This is a genomic window from Roseateles sp. P1_C1_2 (genome assembly GCF_056406535.1).
Map to the genome: position 1 here is coordinate 1 of NZ_JBFUAB010000024.1, position 16116 is coordinate 16116.

Annotated in this window: 14 protein-coding genes; 13 read left to right on the plus strand and 1 reads right to left on the minus strand. The window is 66.1% G+C overall.

Annotated features, from left to right (window positions below; translation table 11 throughout):
- On the minus strand, positions 1 to 478 hold a 478-nt coding region (locus AC1D2H_RS22515; protein WP_478012530.1), incomplete at its 3' end, for a hypothetical protein.
- Positions 479 to 629: 151 nt separating this feature from the next.
- On the opposite strand from AC1D2H_RS22515, the gene AC1D2H_RS22520 reads away from it, so the two are divergent.
- The 13 genes from AC1D2H_RS22520 to AC1D2H_RS22580 all read left to right on the plus strand — a co-directional run bounded on the left by AC1D2H_RS22520 (position 630) and on the right by AC1D2H_RS22580 (position 16026).
- On the plus strand, positions 630 to 1862 hold the full coding sequence (locus tag AC1D2H_RS22520) for an ROK family protein (protein ID WP_478012531.1): 1233 nt from the start codon (positions 630 to 632) through the stop codon (positions 1860 to 1862).
- Positions 1862 to 3316, plus strand: coding sequence for a xylulokinase (gene xylB / locus AC1D2H_RS22525; RefSeq protein ID WP_478012532.1), 1455 nt, complete (start codon positions 1862 to 1864; stop codon positions 3314 to 3316). Before AC1D2H_RS22520 ends, xylB begins: the two co-directional genes overlap by 1 nt.
- 9 nt (positions 3317 to 3325) lie before the next feature.
- On the plus strand, positions 3326 to 4642 hold the full coding sequence (xylA, locus tag AC1D2H_RS22530; protein WP_478012533.1) for a xylose isomerase: 1317 nt from the start codon (positions 3326 to 3328) through the stop codon (positions 4640 to 4642).
- 76 nt (positions 4643 to 4718) lie between these two features.
- Complete coding sequence (locus tag AC1D2H_RS22535; RefSeq protein ID WP_478012534.1) at positions 4719 to 6077, plus strand: GH1 family beta-glucosidase; 1359 nt, start codon at positions 4719 to 4721, stop codon at positions 6075 to 6077.
- A complete protein-coding gene (locus tag AC1D2H_RS22540) occupies positions 6074 to 7513 on the plus strand; it encodes an MFS transporter (RefSeq protein WP_478012535.1) in 1440 nt (479 codons plus the stop codon). The genes AC1D2H_RS22535 and AC1D2H_RS22540 overlap by 4 nt, the downstream gene beginning before the upstream one ends.
- Positions 7514 to 7620: 107 nt before the next feature.
- The gene (locus AC1D2H_RS22545; RefSeq protein WP_478012536.1) at positions 7621 to 8631 is read left to right on the plus strand and encodes a glycoside hydrolase family 62 protein; all 1011 of its coding nucleotides are present in this window, start codon (positions 7621 to 7623) and stop codon (positions 8629 to 8631) included.
- A 79-nt stretch (positions 8632 to 8710) separates the two neighbouring features.
- Positions 8711 to 10303, plus strand: a complete 1593-nt coding sequence (locus AC1D2H_RS22550; protein WP_477930621.1) for a GH39 family glycosyl hydrolase — start codon at positions 8711 to 8713, stop codon at positions 10301 to 10303.
- The gene (locus AC1D2H_RS22555; protein WP_477930623.1) at positions 10300 to 11247 is read left to right on the plus strand and encodes an alpha/beta hydrolase; all 948 of its coding nucleotides are present in this window, start codon (positions 10300 to 10302) and stop codon (positions 11245 to 11247) included. Before AC1D2H_RS22550 ends, AC1D2H_RS22555 begins: the two co-directional genes overlap by 4 nt.
- Before the next feature lie 36 nt (positions 11248 to 11283).
- Positions 11284 to 12345: a multiple monosaccharide ABC transporter substrate-binding protein gene (gene chvE / locus AC1D2H_RS22560; protein WP_477903873.1), complete on the plus strand. Its 1062-nt coding sequence runs from the start codon at positions 11284 to 11286 to the stop codon at positions 12343 to 12345.
- Positions 12346 to 12549: 204 nt separating this feature from the next.
- Positions 12550 to 14055 carry an ATP-binding cassette domain-containing protein gene (locus AC1D2H_RS22565; protein WP_477930823.1) on the plus strand — a complete coding sequence of 502 codons (1506 nt, stop codon included), beginning with the start codon at positions 12550 to 12552 and terminating at the stop codon, positions 14053 to 14055.
- 11 nt (positions 14056 to 14066) lie between these two features.
- Positions 14067 to 15236, plus strand: coding sequence for a multiple monosaccharide ABC transporter permease (gene mmsB / locus AC1D2H_RS22570; RefSeq protein WP_477930625.1), 1170 nt, complete (start codon positions 14067 to 14069; stop codon positions 15234 to 15236).
- Positions 15237 to 15258: 22 nt separating this feature from the next.
- Positions 15259 to 15717 (plus strand): hypothetical protein, encoded by a 459-nt coding sequence (locus AC1D2H_RS22575; protein WP_478012537.1) that lies wholly within the window; start codon positions 15259 to 15261, stop codon positions 15715 to 15717.
- A gap of 96 nt (positions 15718 to 15813) precedes the next feature.
- Complete coding sequence (locus AC1D2H_RS22580) at positions 15814 to 16026, plus strand: hypothetical protein (RefSeq protein WP_478012538.1); 213 nt, start codon at positions 15814 to 15816, stop codon at positions 16024 to 16026.
- The last annotated feature ends 90 nt before the right edge of the window (positions 16027 to 16116 follow it).

Below are 16116 nucleotides of genomic sequence, written 5' to 3' on the forward strand. Positions count from 1 at the left end.
TCTCGCCCACCGCCAGCGACAGCTGATCGTGGACGTAATTGCCCTTGCCCGCGTACTGGATGTAGCCCAGGCCACGCCAGTCGCTCTTGGTGAGGACGCGGTCGCCTTCGCGGAAGGTCAGCGCCCAGCCGTCGCCCTTCTTGACGTCGACCGAGATCGGTCCGGACGTGAGCGTGGCCTTGGTCTCGCCGTTGACGATCTGCACGGCCGGTTTGCCGGCGCCGACCATGGGGATGTGCAGGCGCGGCGCGGTCGATGCGACGTAGTGCTTCACGCTCACGCGGATCACGCCCTCGAGCGGCGAGCTCAGCGTCACGGTCAACGTGGGGCCTTGCAGCGTGTCGCCACGGTGCTTGATGGGTCGGGTCGTGGCGAGCACGACGAGGCGGTCTTCGTGGACTTCAACGCCATAGGCCTCGGCCGCGTAGTGCGCGGCGACGCCTGGCTGAAGCATCCACTGTCCGTCAGTGAACTTCATGAATCAGTCTTCCTTGAACGAGCGACACATCGGTCGACACCAGCAACAGAGCCTATTTACTTTGTGCGCCGTCCAAACTAATATTGGTCAGACCAACATTTGAACATAACTTTGTTGGTCGGACCAATAGAACACAAAAGGGGGGCAAGACGTGGAAGCTGAAACGAGCGGCAGCCAGCAACAGCTCAAGCGCATGAACCGCATGGCTGTTGTGAGGCAGTTGTGCGCCCAGCCAGGCCTGTCGCGCGCTGCCTTGGCGACGGCCGTTGGCCTCACCCGCTCCACGGTCGGCGCTCTCGTCCGCGGTCTGCTGGCCGAAGGCTGGCTGATGGAGCGGGAGATCGTTGCCACAGGCGACATGGGCCGCCGCCCCACGCCGCTGTTCATCGACCCAACGCGCCTGCTGCTTATTGGTGCCGAGGTCGGTATCGAGTCGGCACGCGTCGTGGCCACGTCGCTGACCGGGACGGTCCACGCCTGCAGCGTCGCTCCCTACGGCCCCAGTCCCACGGCGCAGAGCTGCATTGCGAGCCTGGCCGGCGCGCTGGAAGGCCTGCACTCGCATTTCAGCGCCGGGCAGCGCTTACTCGGCATCGGCATCGGGCTGCCAGGCGGCGTCGACGAGGCGCGCGGCGCCGTCAAGTTCGCGCCCAACCTCCGCTGGCGCAACCTGCCCTTTGCAACACTGTTGGCCGATGCGCTGCGGCAGACCTGGCTTGCCGGCACACCGCTATTCGTTCAGAACGAGGCCGACGCGGCCGCGCTGGGTGAACTGGAGTTCAACCCAACGCCAGATTCGGACCCGTTGATCTACGTCTCCATCAATCAGGGGCTTGGAGCGGGTGTCATCGTTGGAGACCGCCTGCAAACGGGGAGCCGCGGCTATGCAGGCGAGGTCGGTCATATGGTGCTGCAGTTCAACGGGCCTCGCTGTTCATGCGGTCGACGTGGTTGCGCGGAGGCATTGATCGCGACACGCGCCATCCAGCGTGGCGACGGCAGCAGCGCACGTCTTGGCTCGCTCGAAGAGGTCCGCGCTCATCTAGCGAAGCAAGACCCGGAAACAGTGAAGGCGGTGGCCTCCGCTGGCCACCATTTGGGCATGCTGCTGGTGAACCTTGCGGCGGCGTATGACCCTGGCAGCATTGTTCTCGGCGGCTCCGTCATCGAGCTCGGCGATCCTTTTCTGCAGCCTGCTCTCGCTGCATTGAATGCCAATGCCGTTGCGGGCGGTTCACCCGTGCCTGGTGTCCGCACCTGCCGCTTTGGCGCAAATGCCGTGGCCATCGGCGCAGCGGCGCTGGTGCGCCACCGTCTGACACGCCCTACCCTGTCCACGCAACATGTCGGCACTGCAGTCAGTTCCGTGCAGGAGATTCACTGATGTACCTGGGCATCGATCTCGGCACCTCTGAGGTAAAGCTGCTGCTGCTGGATGGCACTGGCCGAATCGTTGGCACAGCGGGCAGCCTGCTCACGCTGTCCAGTCCCGAACCACTTTGGGCTGAGCAAAATCCCGCTCAATGGTGGAGCGCGACGGGTGCGGCCCTTGCCCACCTGCGAGCCGCCCACCCGGCCGAATTTGCCGCCGTACGCGGCATCGGCCTGTCAGGCCAGATGCACGGCGCCGTGCTGCTCGGCGAGGCAGACGCCGTGCTGCGCCCCGCCATCCTGTGGAACGACGGCCGCAGCCACGCCGAATGCGTGGAACTTGAAGCAAAGGCGCCACGCCTGCATGCCATTGCCGGGAATGTGGCCATGCCAGGCTTCACCGCCCCGAAGCTGCTGTGGGTCAAGAAGCAGGAGCCCGAGGTCTTCTCACGCGTCGCCAGCGTGCTGCTGCCCAAAGACTGGCTGCGCCTGCAGCTGACGGGCGACAAGGTCTCCGAGCCGTCCGACGCCGCCGGCACGCTGTGGCTGGACGTGGCGCGCCGCGACTGGTCCGACGAGCTGCTCGCCGCGTCCGGCCTGACGCGTGCGCAGATGCCGCGACTCGTCGAGAGCAATGCACCCAGTGGCGTGCTCAAGCCTGAACTGGCCAAGACCTGGGGCCTGGGCGCGGAAGTGATCGTTGCCGGCGGCGCGGGTGACAACGCCGCCAGCGCCATCGGCATTGGCGCGACGCAGCCGGGTGATGGCTTCATTTCGCTCGGGACGTCGGGCGTGATCTTCGTCGTCAACGACTGCTACCGCCCCAACCCGGCATCGGCCGTGCACGCCTTCTGCCATGCCCTGCCCGAGCGCTGGCACCAGATGAGCGTGATGCTGTCGGCCGCAAGCTGCCTGCGCTGGTTTTGCACGCTCGTTGGCGCCGATGAGGCAACGCTGCTGGCCGAACTTTCTTCTTCGCTAAATGACAGCGCAGTCAACGCGCCCATCTTCCTGCCCTACCTGGCCGGCGAGCGCACACCGCACAACGACCCATTTGCTTCGGGCGTCTTCCATGGCCTGAAGGCCAACACGACACGCACCGATTGCACCTACGCCGTGCTCGAAGGCGTCGTCTTCGGTCTTGCGGACGGCCTGGACGCGCTGCGCGCGGCCGGTACCGAAGTGCAGCAACTCTCCCTCGTCGGCGGCGGTTCGCGCAGTGCCTACTGGGCGCAGCTGATCGCCGACACGTTGAACGTCGAGATCGTCGTGCACGCCGGCAGCGAAGCCGGTGGCGCCCTCGGCGCCGCGCGCCTCGGCTGGCTTGCAACCGGCGGCAGCGTCGAAACCGTCTGCACCCGCCCCGACATCGCCGCCCGCTTTACCCCCAACCCCGAACGCCATGCGCTGCTGACCCCACGGTTGGCGCGCTTCCGTGACCTTTACCGCCGCCTGCGCGGCGCCTGACCTCCAACCATGACGAGCTACTTCAACCACATCGCGCCCATTCGTTTCGAGGGCGCCGACAGTCCCAACGACCTGTCCTTCAAGCACTACGACAAGGACCGCATCGTGCTGGGCAAGCGCATGGAAGAGCAGCTGCGCTTCGCCGCCTGCTACTGGCACAACTTCGTCTGGACCGGGCTGGATCCGTTCGGCGGCGCCACCTTCGAGCGGCCCTGGTTCCAGGGCGGCAGCCCGATGGAGCTGGCCAAGCTGAAGGCCGACGCCGCCTTCGAGTTCTTTGCCAAGCTCGGCGCGCCCTACTATTGCTTCCATGACCGCGACGTCGCCCCGGAAGGTGCCACGCCGCGCGAGAGCCACGAGAACTTCCAGCGCATGGTCGACGTGCTCGGCGAGAAGCAGCAGGCTACGGGCTTGAAGCTGCTGTGGGGCACGGCCAATCTGTTCAGCCACCGCCGCTTCATGTCGGGTGCGGCCAGCAACCCCGACCCCGCGCTGTTCGCCATGGCGGCCCTGCAAGTGCGCGACGCGATGGACGCCACGCTCAAGCTCGGCGGCGAGAACTACGTGCTGTGGGGTGGCCGCGAGGGTTACGAGACGCTGCTGAACACGCGCCTGGGCCAGGAGATGGACCAGCTCGGCCGCTTCCTGAACATGGTCGTCGAGTACAAGCACAAGATCGGCTTCAAGGGTGCCATCCTCATCGAACCCAAGCCGCGCGAGCCGTCCAAGCACCAGTACGACTTCGACACCGCCACGGTCTACGGCTTCCTGGTGCGCTACGGCCTGGAGAAAGAGGTCAAGGTCAACATCGAGGCCAACCACGCGACGCTGTCGGGCCACAGCTTCGAGCATGAGATCGCCACGGCAGGCGCACTCGGCATCCTCGGCAGCCTGGACATGAACCGCGGCGATCCGCAGCTGGGCTGGGACACCGACCAGTTTCCCAACAACGTGCCGGAGACGGCCGTGGCGCTGTACCACGTGCTGCAGGCCGGCGGCCTCGGTTCGGGTGGATTGAATTTCGACGCCAAGGTGCGCCGCCAGTCCATCGACGCGGCCGACCTCTTCCACGGCCACATCGGTGGCATGGACGTCTGCGCCCAAGCGCTGCTCGTCGCCGAGAAGATGGTCAACGATGGGCGCCTGAAGGCTGCCGTCGACAGCCGCTACGCCGGCTGGGACACACCCGCCGGCCAGGACATCCTGCAAGGCCGCCGCTCGCTGGAGCAGCTCGCCGATCAGGTGCTCGCCGCCAACACCGATGTCGCACCGGTCTCCGGCCGCCAGGAAGTCTTCGAGAACCTCGTCAATCACTTCTGCGGCTGAAGCCTCTGCGATGAAAGCCGATGTACCGCTCTTTCGATTGAGCCAGTGCGACACAGCCGCCCTGACCCAGGACGCCATGACCGCACTGACCTACTCCAGCCCCTTCCCCGCCGACTTCATCTTCGGCGTGGCCGCCGCAGCGCCCCAGATCGAGGGCGCCGCCTTCACCGACGGCAAGGGCGAATCCATCTGGGACCGCTTCTGCCGCGAGCCCGGCAAGGTACACGACGGCGACACGCTGGACGTCGCCTGCGACCACTACAACCGCTTCGACGAGGACTTCGCGCTGATGGCCTCGCTGGGCCTGAAGTACTACCGCCTGTCGCTCGCCTGGCCGCGCATCTACCCCAACGGCGACGGCGAGCTGAACCAGGCAGGCCTGGACTTCTATCACCGCCTCTTCGCCAGCATGAAGAAGCACGGCATCGAGCCCTGGGTGACGCTGTTCCACTGGGACCTGCCGCAAGCCCTGGAGGACCGCGGTGGCTGGACGTCGCGCGTGACGGTCGACGCCTTCGACCGCTATGCCGACACCGTCGTCAAGGCCTTCGCCGGTGAAGTGAAGCACTGGATCACGATGAACGAGATCCGCTGCTTCACGCAGCTGGCCTATGGCTTCGGCACCAAGGCGCCGGGTCGCAAGGAGAGCGCGGCCGTCGTCAACCAGACCTTCCACCACGCGCTGCTGTGCCACGGCCACGGCGTGCGTGCGGTGCGCGAGTTCGGCGGTGCCGGTGCGGTCGTCGGCCTGACCGACAACCTGGACGTCTGCATCCCTGTCACCGAGACGCCCGCGGACATCGCCGCCGCCAAGGCCTGGTTCCTGGAGATGAATGCTCATGTGCTGGGCGCGATGCATGCGGGCCAGTACCCGGCCGAGTACCTGGCCCGCGCGGGCGCCGACGCCCCCAAGGTCGAGCCCGGCGACTTCGACCTCATCAGGCTGCCCACCGACCACCTCGGCCTGAACATCTACACGGGCACCTATGTGCGCGCCAGCAAGACCGGCGCGGCCTACGAGGCCCTGCCGCCCCCGATCAACTACCCCCGCGCCGACAGCCCCTGGCTGCGCCTGGTGCCGCAGTCCATCTACTGGGCCACGCGCTTCGCCGCCGAGTGCTACGGTCACCAGTCGCTCTACATCACCGAGAACGGCTGCGGCTACAACGATGAGCCGGTGGTGAACGGCGAGGTGCTGGACCTGCACCGCCGCGACTTCCTGCGCAACCACCTGCGCGAAGCTCATCGCGCCATCGGCGACGGCGTGCCGCTGCACGGCTACTTCCTGTGGAGCTTCATCGACAACTACGAGTGGGAAGACGGCTACCAGCGGCGCTTCGGCATCGTGCACTGCGATTACGAGACCCAGGTGCGCACCGCAAAACTGTCGGCGCTCTATTACGCCGAAGTCATCAAGGCCAGAAAGATCCTGTGAACGCCAGCACCCTTCACCTCGACCGCGTCGTGCCACCGTCGGTCGACCGCCTGCCGATGCGCCAGAAGATCGGCTTCGGTCTGGGCGCCTTCCTCGACATGTGGGGCCACTGGCTCTACCCGTCGCTGGCCTTCCAGGTCTTCAACATCTTCCTCGGTGTCGCACCCGGCCTGATCTCCACGGTGCAGATGATCAAGATCTTCATCGACGCGGGGTCGGACGCGGTCTTTGGCTGGATCTCGGACAACACGCGCACGCGCTACGGCCGCCGGCGGCCTTTCATCCTCGTCGGCGGCGTGCTCGCTGGCATCGGCCTGCCGCTGATGTTCGCGGTGGGCAGGGGCTGGACGGACACGCAGTACTTCATCTTCATGCTGGTCAGCACGGTGATCTACGTGCCCATCATGAGTTGCTTCAACATGCCCTGGAACAGCCTGGGCGCGGAGATGACGCCGGACTACCACGAGCGCACGTCCGTGATGGCTGTCCGCGCCGTCATCCAGAAGGTGCCCGAGCTGGGGATGTTCTATGCCGCGCAGTTCACGACGCTGGCGATCTTCAACGGCGCCAACGGCAAGCCCGACATCCTGCGCGGCGCGCAGACCTACAGCGCCATCCTCGGCGCCGTCATGGTGGCGGTGTCCATTGCCATCTTCCTGATGGTGCGCGAGCGCTACTACGAGAAGCTGGTCTCGCGCACGCAGACCCACATCCCGTTTGCCGACACGCTGTGGCGCACGCTGCGCTGCAAACCCTTCCGCCGCGTTCTCGGCATGATGCTGGCCTATGGCATCGGCACGGCCATGGTGTCGACGCTCGGGTACTACACCACGGTCTACTACGTCTGCCAGGGCGACATCGCGCTGGGCGCGAAGTGGAACACCGCCATGGGCGTGTCAGGCACCGTCTTCGGCTTCACGGGCATTCCGTTCTTCGCGATGCTCGCGCGTCGCAAGGGCAAGCATGTGGCGATGGCCACTGCGCTGAGCCTGGCCATCTGCGCCTTCATCGGCGATTGGTGGCTGTACGACCCAGCGCGGCCCTACCTGCAGCTCTTCGCCTGCGGCCTGGTCGCCTTCACCGGCGCGGGCTTCTGGATGATCTATGGCTCCACGCTGGGCGACATCGTCGACTATGACGAACTGCAAACGGGCCAGCGCCGCGAGGGCTCGTTCTCGGCCTGCCAGTCGTGGATCTCCAAGTTCGGCATCGCCTTGGGCGTGGGCGCCTCGGGCTGGATCCTGCAGTTCACCGGTTTCGATGCCAAGCAGGCGGTGCAGGACCCACAGGCGATCTTCACGATGCGCCTTCTTCTGTCGGGCGTTCCGGTCATCGGCCTGGTGCTGGCGCTGATCTCGCTCGCCCGCTTTGAGTTGACCGAGCGACGCATGCTGCAGATCCGCGGCGAGCTCGAAGCCACCCGGGGGCAGGTATGACGCTGTCACGCACCGATTCCCCTGAAACATCCATCGCAGAAATCATGCGCCACCCCAAGTCTTCCTTTGACGGTTTCAACGCACTCTGGTTTGCATCCTGCCTGGCATTGAGCACCCTCGCTCACGCGGCGGAACCCGCGAAACCGGCCCAGCCTTTCGAATGGAAATCCAGCGAGCCGCTGATCAGGCCGCCCGCCGACGCGAAGAACATCTTTGGCGTCAAGGATCCGACCATCGTCTACCACGACGCCCGCTATCACGTCTTCATGACCACGGCCGGGAAGAACGGCTGGGGCATGGCCTACACGAGCTTTGCGAACTGGGAGGAGGCCCCCAACGCCCCTCAGTTCATGCTCGAAAAGTCCCCCATCGGGCCCGGCTATCGCGCAGCACCCCAGGTCTTTTACTTCGCGCCGCAGAAGCTTTGGTATCTGATCTACCAGGGCGGCGACCCGCTGTATTCCACGACCAGCAACATCGCCGATCCCCTGTCGTGGACAGCACCGAAGCCCTTCTACCCGACCATCCCGGCAAGCGTCAAAGACGCCAAGGGCAATGCGTCCTGGCTGGACTTCTGGAACATCTGCGACGACAAGAAGTGCTATCTCTTCTTCACTGGCGACAACGGCAGCTTTTACCGCGGCGAGACGACGATGGAGCGCTTCCCTCAGGGCTTCTCCGAGCCCGTCGTCGTCATGGAAGAGAAGCGCGATGACATGTTCGAAGCGAGCAACACCTACAAGATTGCTGGCACGAACCAGTACTTGACGTTGATCGAGGCGATGGGGTCCAAGGGCAGGTATTTCCGGGCCTGGACAGCCGATCGCCTGGACGGGAAGTGGCAACCCGTTCCCGGCGCCCCGATGAACATGTTTGCCGGCACAGAGAACGTCAAGTTCAACGGCCGGATCTGGTCCGAAGGCGTGTCCCATGGCGAACTGATCCGCGATGGGGTCGACCAAACGCTGAGCATCGACCCCTGCCAGCCGCTGAAATTCCTGTACCAAGGCCTGGACATGGAAAAGAACAAGAAGTACGAATACATCGAGCTGCCCTATCGGCTGGGCCTGATCACCGCCACCGCGCCGAACGCCATCAGCGAGTTGTGCAAAAAATGAAGGCCGCTGCCAGGCCGGCAAGCGCCGCGCCGATGCCGGCGACGTGCGCCCGCAACTTTGTCTACAGAGGACTCACGACGTGACTTCGCTCCGCTCCCTGCGCCGCCGCCAGATGCTGGCTGCTGCTGCCCTGCCGCTCATGACCACCGCATCATTCGCTGCGCCGCAGCAGCGCCGCATCGTGCTCGACCTGGCCGAAGCGAAGCAGCCGCTGGACCGCTTTTTCGACCACTGCGTCGGCGCTGACTACCCCGGCACGACCTACCGCGAAGACGCACTCGCACAGCTGAAGACAACCGTCGACGAGCTGGGTTTCCGCTACCTGCGCTTCCACGCCATCTTCCACGACGTCTTCAAGACGGTGACGCGCGATGCCGCAGGCAACCTCGTCTTCGACTTCACCAACATCGACAAGCTCTACGACGCGATGCTGGCGCGCCGCATCAAGCCCTTCGTCGAGCTGGGCTTCACGCCGCTGGCGTTGAAGACGTCGGACTTGAAGGTCTTCTACTGGGCCGGCAACACCTCCCACCCCGAGCCCACCGGTTGGGTCGCGCTGATCGACGCCTTCACGCGCCACCTGCTGCAGCGCTATGGCGAGAAGGAGGTGCGCAGCTGGTACTTCGAAGTCTGGAACGAACCCAATCTCGATGGCTTCTGGGAGAAGGCCGACAGGCAAGCCTACTTCGACCTCTACACCCGCACGGCCAAGACCATGAAGGGCATCGACGCGCAATTGCGCGTGGGTGGCCCGGCCACCGCCGGCGCCTGGTGGGTGCCCGAGTTCCTCGCGCATGCGAAGGCGACCGGCACGCCGGTGGACTTCGTCACGACGCACACCTACGGCGTGGATGAAGGCTACCTGGACGAGTTCGGCAAGGAGGACCGCGTGCTGTCCAAGTCGCCCGACGCCATCGTGGGCGACGTGCGGCGCGTGCGCAAGGAGATCGAGGCCTCGCACCTGCCGGGCCTGCCGCTGTTCTTCACCGAATGGAGCAGCAGCTACAACCCACGCGACCTCGTGCACGACAGCTACATGAGCGCGCCCTATGTGCTCACCAAGCTCAAGCAGACGCAAGGCCTGGCCCAGCACATGAGCTATTGGGTCTACAGCGACTTGTTCGAGGAACCCGGCCCGCCGGACGCGCCCTTCCACGGCGGCTTCGGCATGATGACGCGCGAAGGCGTGAGGAAGCCCGTGTGGTTCGCCTACAAATACCTCGCCGCCCTGGCCCGGCTGGATGGCAAGGAGATCCCCAGCAGCGACGAATTCAGCTGGGCCGCGACGAATGGCGAGCAGGTCCAGGCCCTGGTGTGGAACTGGCGACTCCCGGACCAGAAGGCCAGCAACCGCAGCTTCTTCAGCAAGCCGCAGCCGGCCAGGGACGCGGGCACCACCACCATCGAGTTGCGCCATTTGCCGCCCGGCCGCTACACGCTCACACAGCGCCGCACCGGCTACGAGATCAACGACGCCCACACCGCCTATCTGAAGATGGGCTCGCCCAAGAACCTAGATGCCAAGCAGCTCGCCACGCTGCAAGGCCTGACGACGGACAAGCCCGAGCTGCAACGCGAGCTGGTGGTCGGCGCAGCCGGCACAGTCACGCTGAACGTGAAGCTGCGCAGCCATGACGTCGTGCTGTTGAGCCTGAAAAAGGTGGGCGCTTGACAGCGCCCCACGTTGCCGCCGCGCGTCAGTGCTTCGCCAGGCTGGTGGCCTCCGTCTGCCTGGCAATCGTTGCAGCCACCGTCAATGCGCAGGGCGAGCCGGCCGCGGGCACGAAGGAAGCCCGCGCCAACCTCAACCGGGCCGTGGTGCTGGCGTCTGACGACGTGCCGGCGTTCGCCGCACCGCCGAAGGGTTTCGCAGACGAGAGCCCGGACATCCGCCATGGTCAGACGCAGGAATTCAGCTACGAGTCGGCCGTCACGCAGACCCGGCGCAAGGCGGTGGTCTACCTGCCGGCCGGCTATGCCTCGGATCGTCGCTATCCCGTCCTCTACCTGTTGCACGGCATCGGCGGCAACCAGCACGAGTGGAGCGGCTACGTTCGCGCCACCGTCGTCCTCGACAAGCTGATCGCATCGGGCGCGGCCGAGCCCATGATCGTCGTCATGCCCAACGGCCGGGCCCGCGCCGATGACGGTCCGCCGCCGCCGGACCAGACGTTCACGCCCGGGCACATCGCCGCCTTCTCAAGCTTCGAGGCCGATCTGCTGCGCTCGCTGATCCCTGCAGTCGATGGCAGGTATTCAACGCTCGCTGATGCACCACACCGCGCCATTGCGGGCCTTTCCATGGGCGGCGGCCAGGCCTTGAACATCGGACTGATCCACCTCGACACCTTTGGCTGGGTCGGTGGCTTCTCGTCCGCACCGAACACGAAACCCGCCGCCGAACTGCTGCCCGACGCGGACAGCGCGCGCCGCCAGCTGAAGCTGCTGTACCTGTCCTGCGGTCGCCAGGACGGGCTGATCAGCGTCTCGCAGGCGCTGCACCGCGCACTGCGTGACGGCGGCATCCCGCACATCTGGCACGTCGATGCCCATGCGCACGACCGCGAGAGCTGGGCAGAAAACCTCCATCACTTCGCGCAGCGAATCTTTCGCTGAGCAGACCGTCGCACCCAAACACAACACGGAGACAACATGCGCCGCATCACCTTTCTCGGACTGAGCGTCTTGCTGACGCTCGCACCCTGTGCCGCCGCGCTGGCACAAGGCAAGGGCACCATCGGCATCGCGATGCCCACCAAGAGCTCCCAGCGCTGGATCGCCGACGGCGACAACATGGTCAAGAGCCTCAAGGCGCTGGGCTACCAGGTCGACCTGCAGTACGCCGATGACGAGATCCCGAACCAGCTCGCGCAGCTGGAGAACATGGTCACCAAGGGTTCCAAGGCCCTGGTGATCGCGTCCATCGACGGCACCACGCTGTCCGGCGTGTTGCAGAAGGCCGCCGAGAAGGGCATCAAGGTCGTCGCCTACGACCGGCTGATCCGCGGCTCGAAGAACGTCGACTACTACGCCACGTTCGACAACTTCCAGGTCGGCGTGCTGCAGGCCGAGTCCATCGTCAACCGGCTCGGGCTGAAGCAGGGCAAGGGGCCCTTCAACCTGGAGGTGTTCGCCGGCTCGCCCGATGACAACAATTCGGGCTTCTTCTACGACGGCGCCATGAGCGTGCTGAAGCCCTATCTGGATGGCGGCAAGCTCGTCGTGCGCAGCAAGCAGCTGGGCGCCATGAAGGTGGGCATCCTGCGCTGGGACACCGCCACCGCCCAGGCGCGCATGGACAACCTGATGTCGGCCTTCTACGGCAAGGACAAGCTGCACGCGGTCCTGTCGCCTGCAGACATCCTGTCGATCGGCATCATCTCTTCGCTGAAGGGCGTGGGCTACGGGACGCCGAGCCAGCCGATGCCGGTCATCACGGGACAGGACGCCGACCTGCCGTCGGTCAAGGCCATCCTGCGCGGCGACCAGGCCTCCACCGTCTTCAAGGACACCCGCCAGTTGGCCAAGGTCACGGCCGACCTCGTCGATGCGGTGCTCAGCGGTCGCACACCGCAGGTGAACGACACCAAGACCTACAACAACGGCGTCAAGGTGGTGCCCTCGTATCTGCTCAAGCCCGTGGCGGTCGACGCGACGAATTGGAAGCCGGTGCTCGTCGACAGCGGCTACTACAAGGAAGGGCAGCTGAAGTGAAACTGCCCCTCGCCCAACCTCGCGTCGCTGAACGCGAGCGAGTCTGGTCGGTCCCCCGCGGGGACGGCGATGCTTGCGGCGTCGAACCGCAAGCACATCGCCAGTGCGGGCCGGCTTGGGAGCGGCCCGGCGCTCGGCCCGCCCAGCCCTCAAGGGGCAGCTGACGTGGCAACCTTAGACAATCAGCCCGCCCCGCTGCTGGAGATGCGCGGGATCGGCAAGAAGTTCCATGGCCTGGTCGCCCTCCGGCACGTCGACCTGGTTGTCCAGCATGGGCAGATCCACGCGGTGGTCGGCGAGAACGGCGCCGGCAAGTCCACGTTGATGAAGATCCTCTCGGGGGTCTATCCGCACCCGGACTACGAAGGCGAGATCCGGTTCGCCGGGGAGCCGCAGCACTTCTCCGGCATACGGCAGAGCGAGGCGCTCGGCATCGTCATCATCCACCAGGAGCTGGCGTTGATTCCGCAACTCTCCATCGCCGAGAACCTCTTCCTCGGGCACGAACGCGCCCGGCGCGGCGTGATCGATTGGGCTCGCACCCACGACCAGGCCGTCGAGCTGCTGCATCGGGTCGGCCTTCAAGAGTCTCCGAATACGCTGGTGAAGGACATCGGCGTCGGCAAGCAGCAGCTCGTGGAGATTGCCAAGGCGCTCGCCAAGGACGTGAAGCTGCTGATCCTCGACGAGCCCACGGCCAGCCTCAACGAGGACGACAGCGCCGCCCTGCTCGACCTGCTGAAACGGCTGCGCGGCAACGGCGTCAGTTGCGTGCTGATCTCCCACAAGCTCAACGAGATCGCGGAAGTGGCCGATGCCATCACCGTGCTGCGCGACGGCTCGACCACCGCCACGATGGACTGCAGCGAAGCACCGCCGGAGGAAGCCGCCATCGTTCGCGCCATGGTCGGGCGGGACATGCAGGATCGCTATCCCAAGCGGCAGCCCAATCCTGGCGAGATCCTGTTCGAGTTGCGCGACTGGTGGGTCGAGCACCCGCTTCACGTCGGCCGCGAAGCCATCAAGGGCGTCAACCTGAACGTGCGCCGCGGCGAGATCGTCGGCATCGCCGGCCTGATGGGCGCCGGGCGGACGGAGCTGGCGATGAGCGTGTTCGGCCGCTCCTGGGGGCGGCGCATCCGCGGCTCCGCCTGGATGGGCGGTCAGCAGGTCGACGTCTCGACCGTCCGGCGGGCCATCAAGTCCGGCCTGGCCTATGTCACCGAGGACCGCAAGGCCCTGGGGCTGGTGCTGCGGGAGAGCATTGCCCGCAACACCAGCCTGTGCCGGCTCGAAGGCATCTCCCGCTTTGGCGTCATCGACGAGGCCCGGGACAATGCGGTGGCGAATGACTTCCGGCAGCGCCTGGCCACCCGCTGCGCGAGCGTCCAGCAGCCCGTCGGCGACCTTTCGGGCGGGAACCAGCAGAAGGTCGTCCTGGCCAAGTGGCTGTTCACCGACCCTCAACTGCTCATCCTGGATGAGCCCACCCGCGGCATCGACGTCGGCGCCAAGTTCGAGATCTACAGCCTGATCGCCAGCCTGGCCGCCCAGGGGCGCTCGATCCTGATGATTTCGTCCGAGCTGCCCGAACTGCTGGGCATGTGCGACCGCCTCTACCTGATGAACGAGGGTGAGCTGGTGGCCGAGATGCCGGCCGCCGGCGCCACCCAGGAAACCGTCATGCACGCCCTCGTGGGCACCCATTGAAAACCATCGCCATGCCTTCTTCGTCCCTGCGCAACTTCCTCGCATCGCATCTGCGCGACTACGGCATGCTGCTGTCGCTGGTCTGCATCATGGGGTTCTTCCAGGTGCTCACCGACGGCACCCTGCTGCAGCCGCTGAACCTGACCAACCTGTTCCTGCAGAACAGCTACATCGTGGTCATGGCCCTCGGCATGCTGCTCGTCATCGTCGCCGGCCACATCGACCTGTCGGTGGGTTCCATCTGTGGCTTCATCGGCGCCCTGGCGGCCATCCTGATGGTCGAGCGGGGTTGGCCGGTGCTGCCATCCGCCGCCGTTTGCCTGGTCGCCGGCGCGCTCATCGGCGCTCTGCAAGGCTGGTTCGTCGCCTATTTGAAGATCCCCTCGTTCATCGTCACCCTGGCCGGCATGCTGGTGTTCAAGGGCCTGGCGCTGGCACTGCTGGGCGGCCAGTCCGTAGGCCCCTTCCCGGACACCTTCCAGCTCCTCAGCAGCGGCTTCCTGCCCGACTGGCCAGGGGGCGAGGAGCACCACCTCAGCGCGCTCGTCATCGGCTTCGGCCTGGTGGCCTGGCTGGCCTGGCGGGAGCTGGCCGCGCGCGGCAAGTCCGAAGCGCGCGGCGCGGCACCGGAGCCGGCGGCGCTGTTCAGCCTGCGGCTGCTGGCCCAGTCGTTCGCCCTGGCTGCGCTGGTGTGGCTGCTGGCTTCGTACAAGGGCCTGCCCAACGTGTTGCTGCTGATGGGTGCCCTGATCGGCGCCTACGTCTTCCTGACCCAGCGCACGACGCTCGGCCGGCGCGTCTACGCCCTCGGCGGCAACGAACGCGCCGCGCGGCTGTCCGGCGTGCCGACGGAGAAGCTGACGCTGCTGTGCTTCGCCAACATGGGCGTCATGGCGGCGCTCGCCGGCCTGGTCTTCGCGGCCCGCCTCAACACGGCCACGCCCAAGGCGGGCCTGGGCTTCGAACTCGACGTGATTGCCGCCTGCTTCATCGGCGGGGCCTCGGCGTCGGGCGGCGTCGGCAAGGTGCTCGGCGCGGTCATCGGCGCCTTCATCATGGGCGTGATGAACAACGGCATGTCCATCCTCGGCGTGGGCATCGAATGGCAACAGGTCATCAAGGGCGTCGTGCTGCTGGCCGCCGTGGTCTTCGACGTCTACAACCGCCGCAAGGGCGGCTGACGCCGGCCAGCCCGGTGATGCCATGACGCAGCAAGCCGCTCTCCACGTCGACGCGCCGAAGCGGCGATGGCAGCGGTGGACGCTGATCCTGGCACTGCTGGCAGCGCACCCGGCCGCGCAGGCCGCCGAGCCGCAGTCGCTGCGCATCGTCGCGCCGACCAGCCAATCCATGCCCATGCTCAGGATGGCAGAGGACAAGCCTGTCGACGGCGTGCTCAAGGAACTCGGCGAACTGCTGGCGCAGCGCCTGGGCCTCAAGCCGGTGTTCGTGCCGCTGCCCAGCAAGCGCGCAGGCCCCGCCGTGGCGTCAGGGGCCGCCGATCTCCTGTGCTACGTCAAACCCGAGTGGCTCGAGGGCACGCTGCTCTGGACGCGTCTTTTCCTGTCGGGCACGGGGATCATCGCGGCGGGCGCGAACGCCCCCGCCGTGGCGCAGCTCCAGACGCTGGCGGACGAGCCGCTGGGTACGGTCCTGGGCTAACACTATCCCGCCCTCGTCTCGGCATTCCGGCAGCAGATCCGGCGGGAAGACGTTGCCGATGCCGAGACCAACCTGCGCCGGCTGGCTTTCGGCCGTGTGCGCTACGCGGTCACGGATCGCGCCGCGCTGGCCTACTACGTCAGGCTCAACCCGGAGGCCGGACTGCGTGAGATCCTCGAAGTCGAGCACTACCAGTTGGGCTGCGCGCTGACACCCGGCAAGCCGGCGCTGCTGCAGCCGCTGAACAAGGCCATCGACCGGATGATGGTGGACGGCTCGCTGGCGTCAGTGCTGAACCGATACCGCTGAAAACCGGGCGTTCAGGCATCCATGCTGGACGCGGGTTTTTTCGCCGGAACGAAGTTTTGGTAAGACCAAACAGCACCAAAGAGACGATCC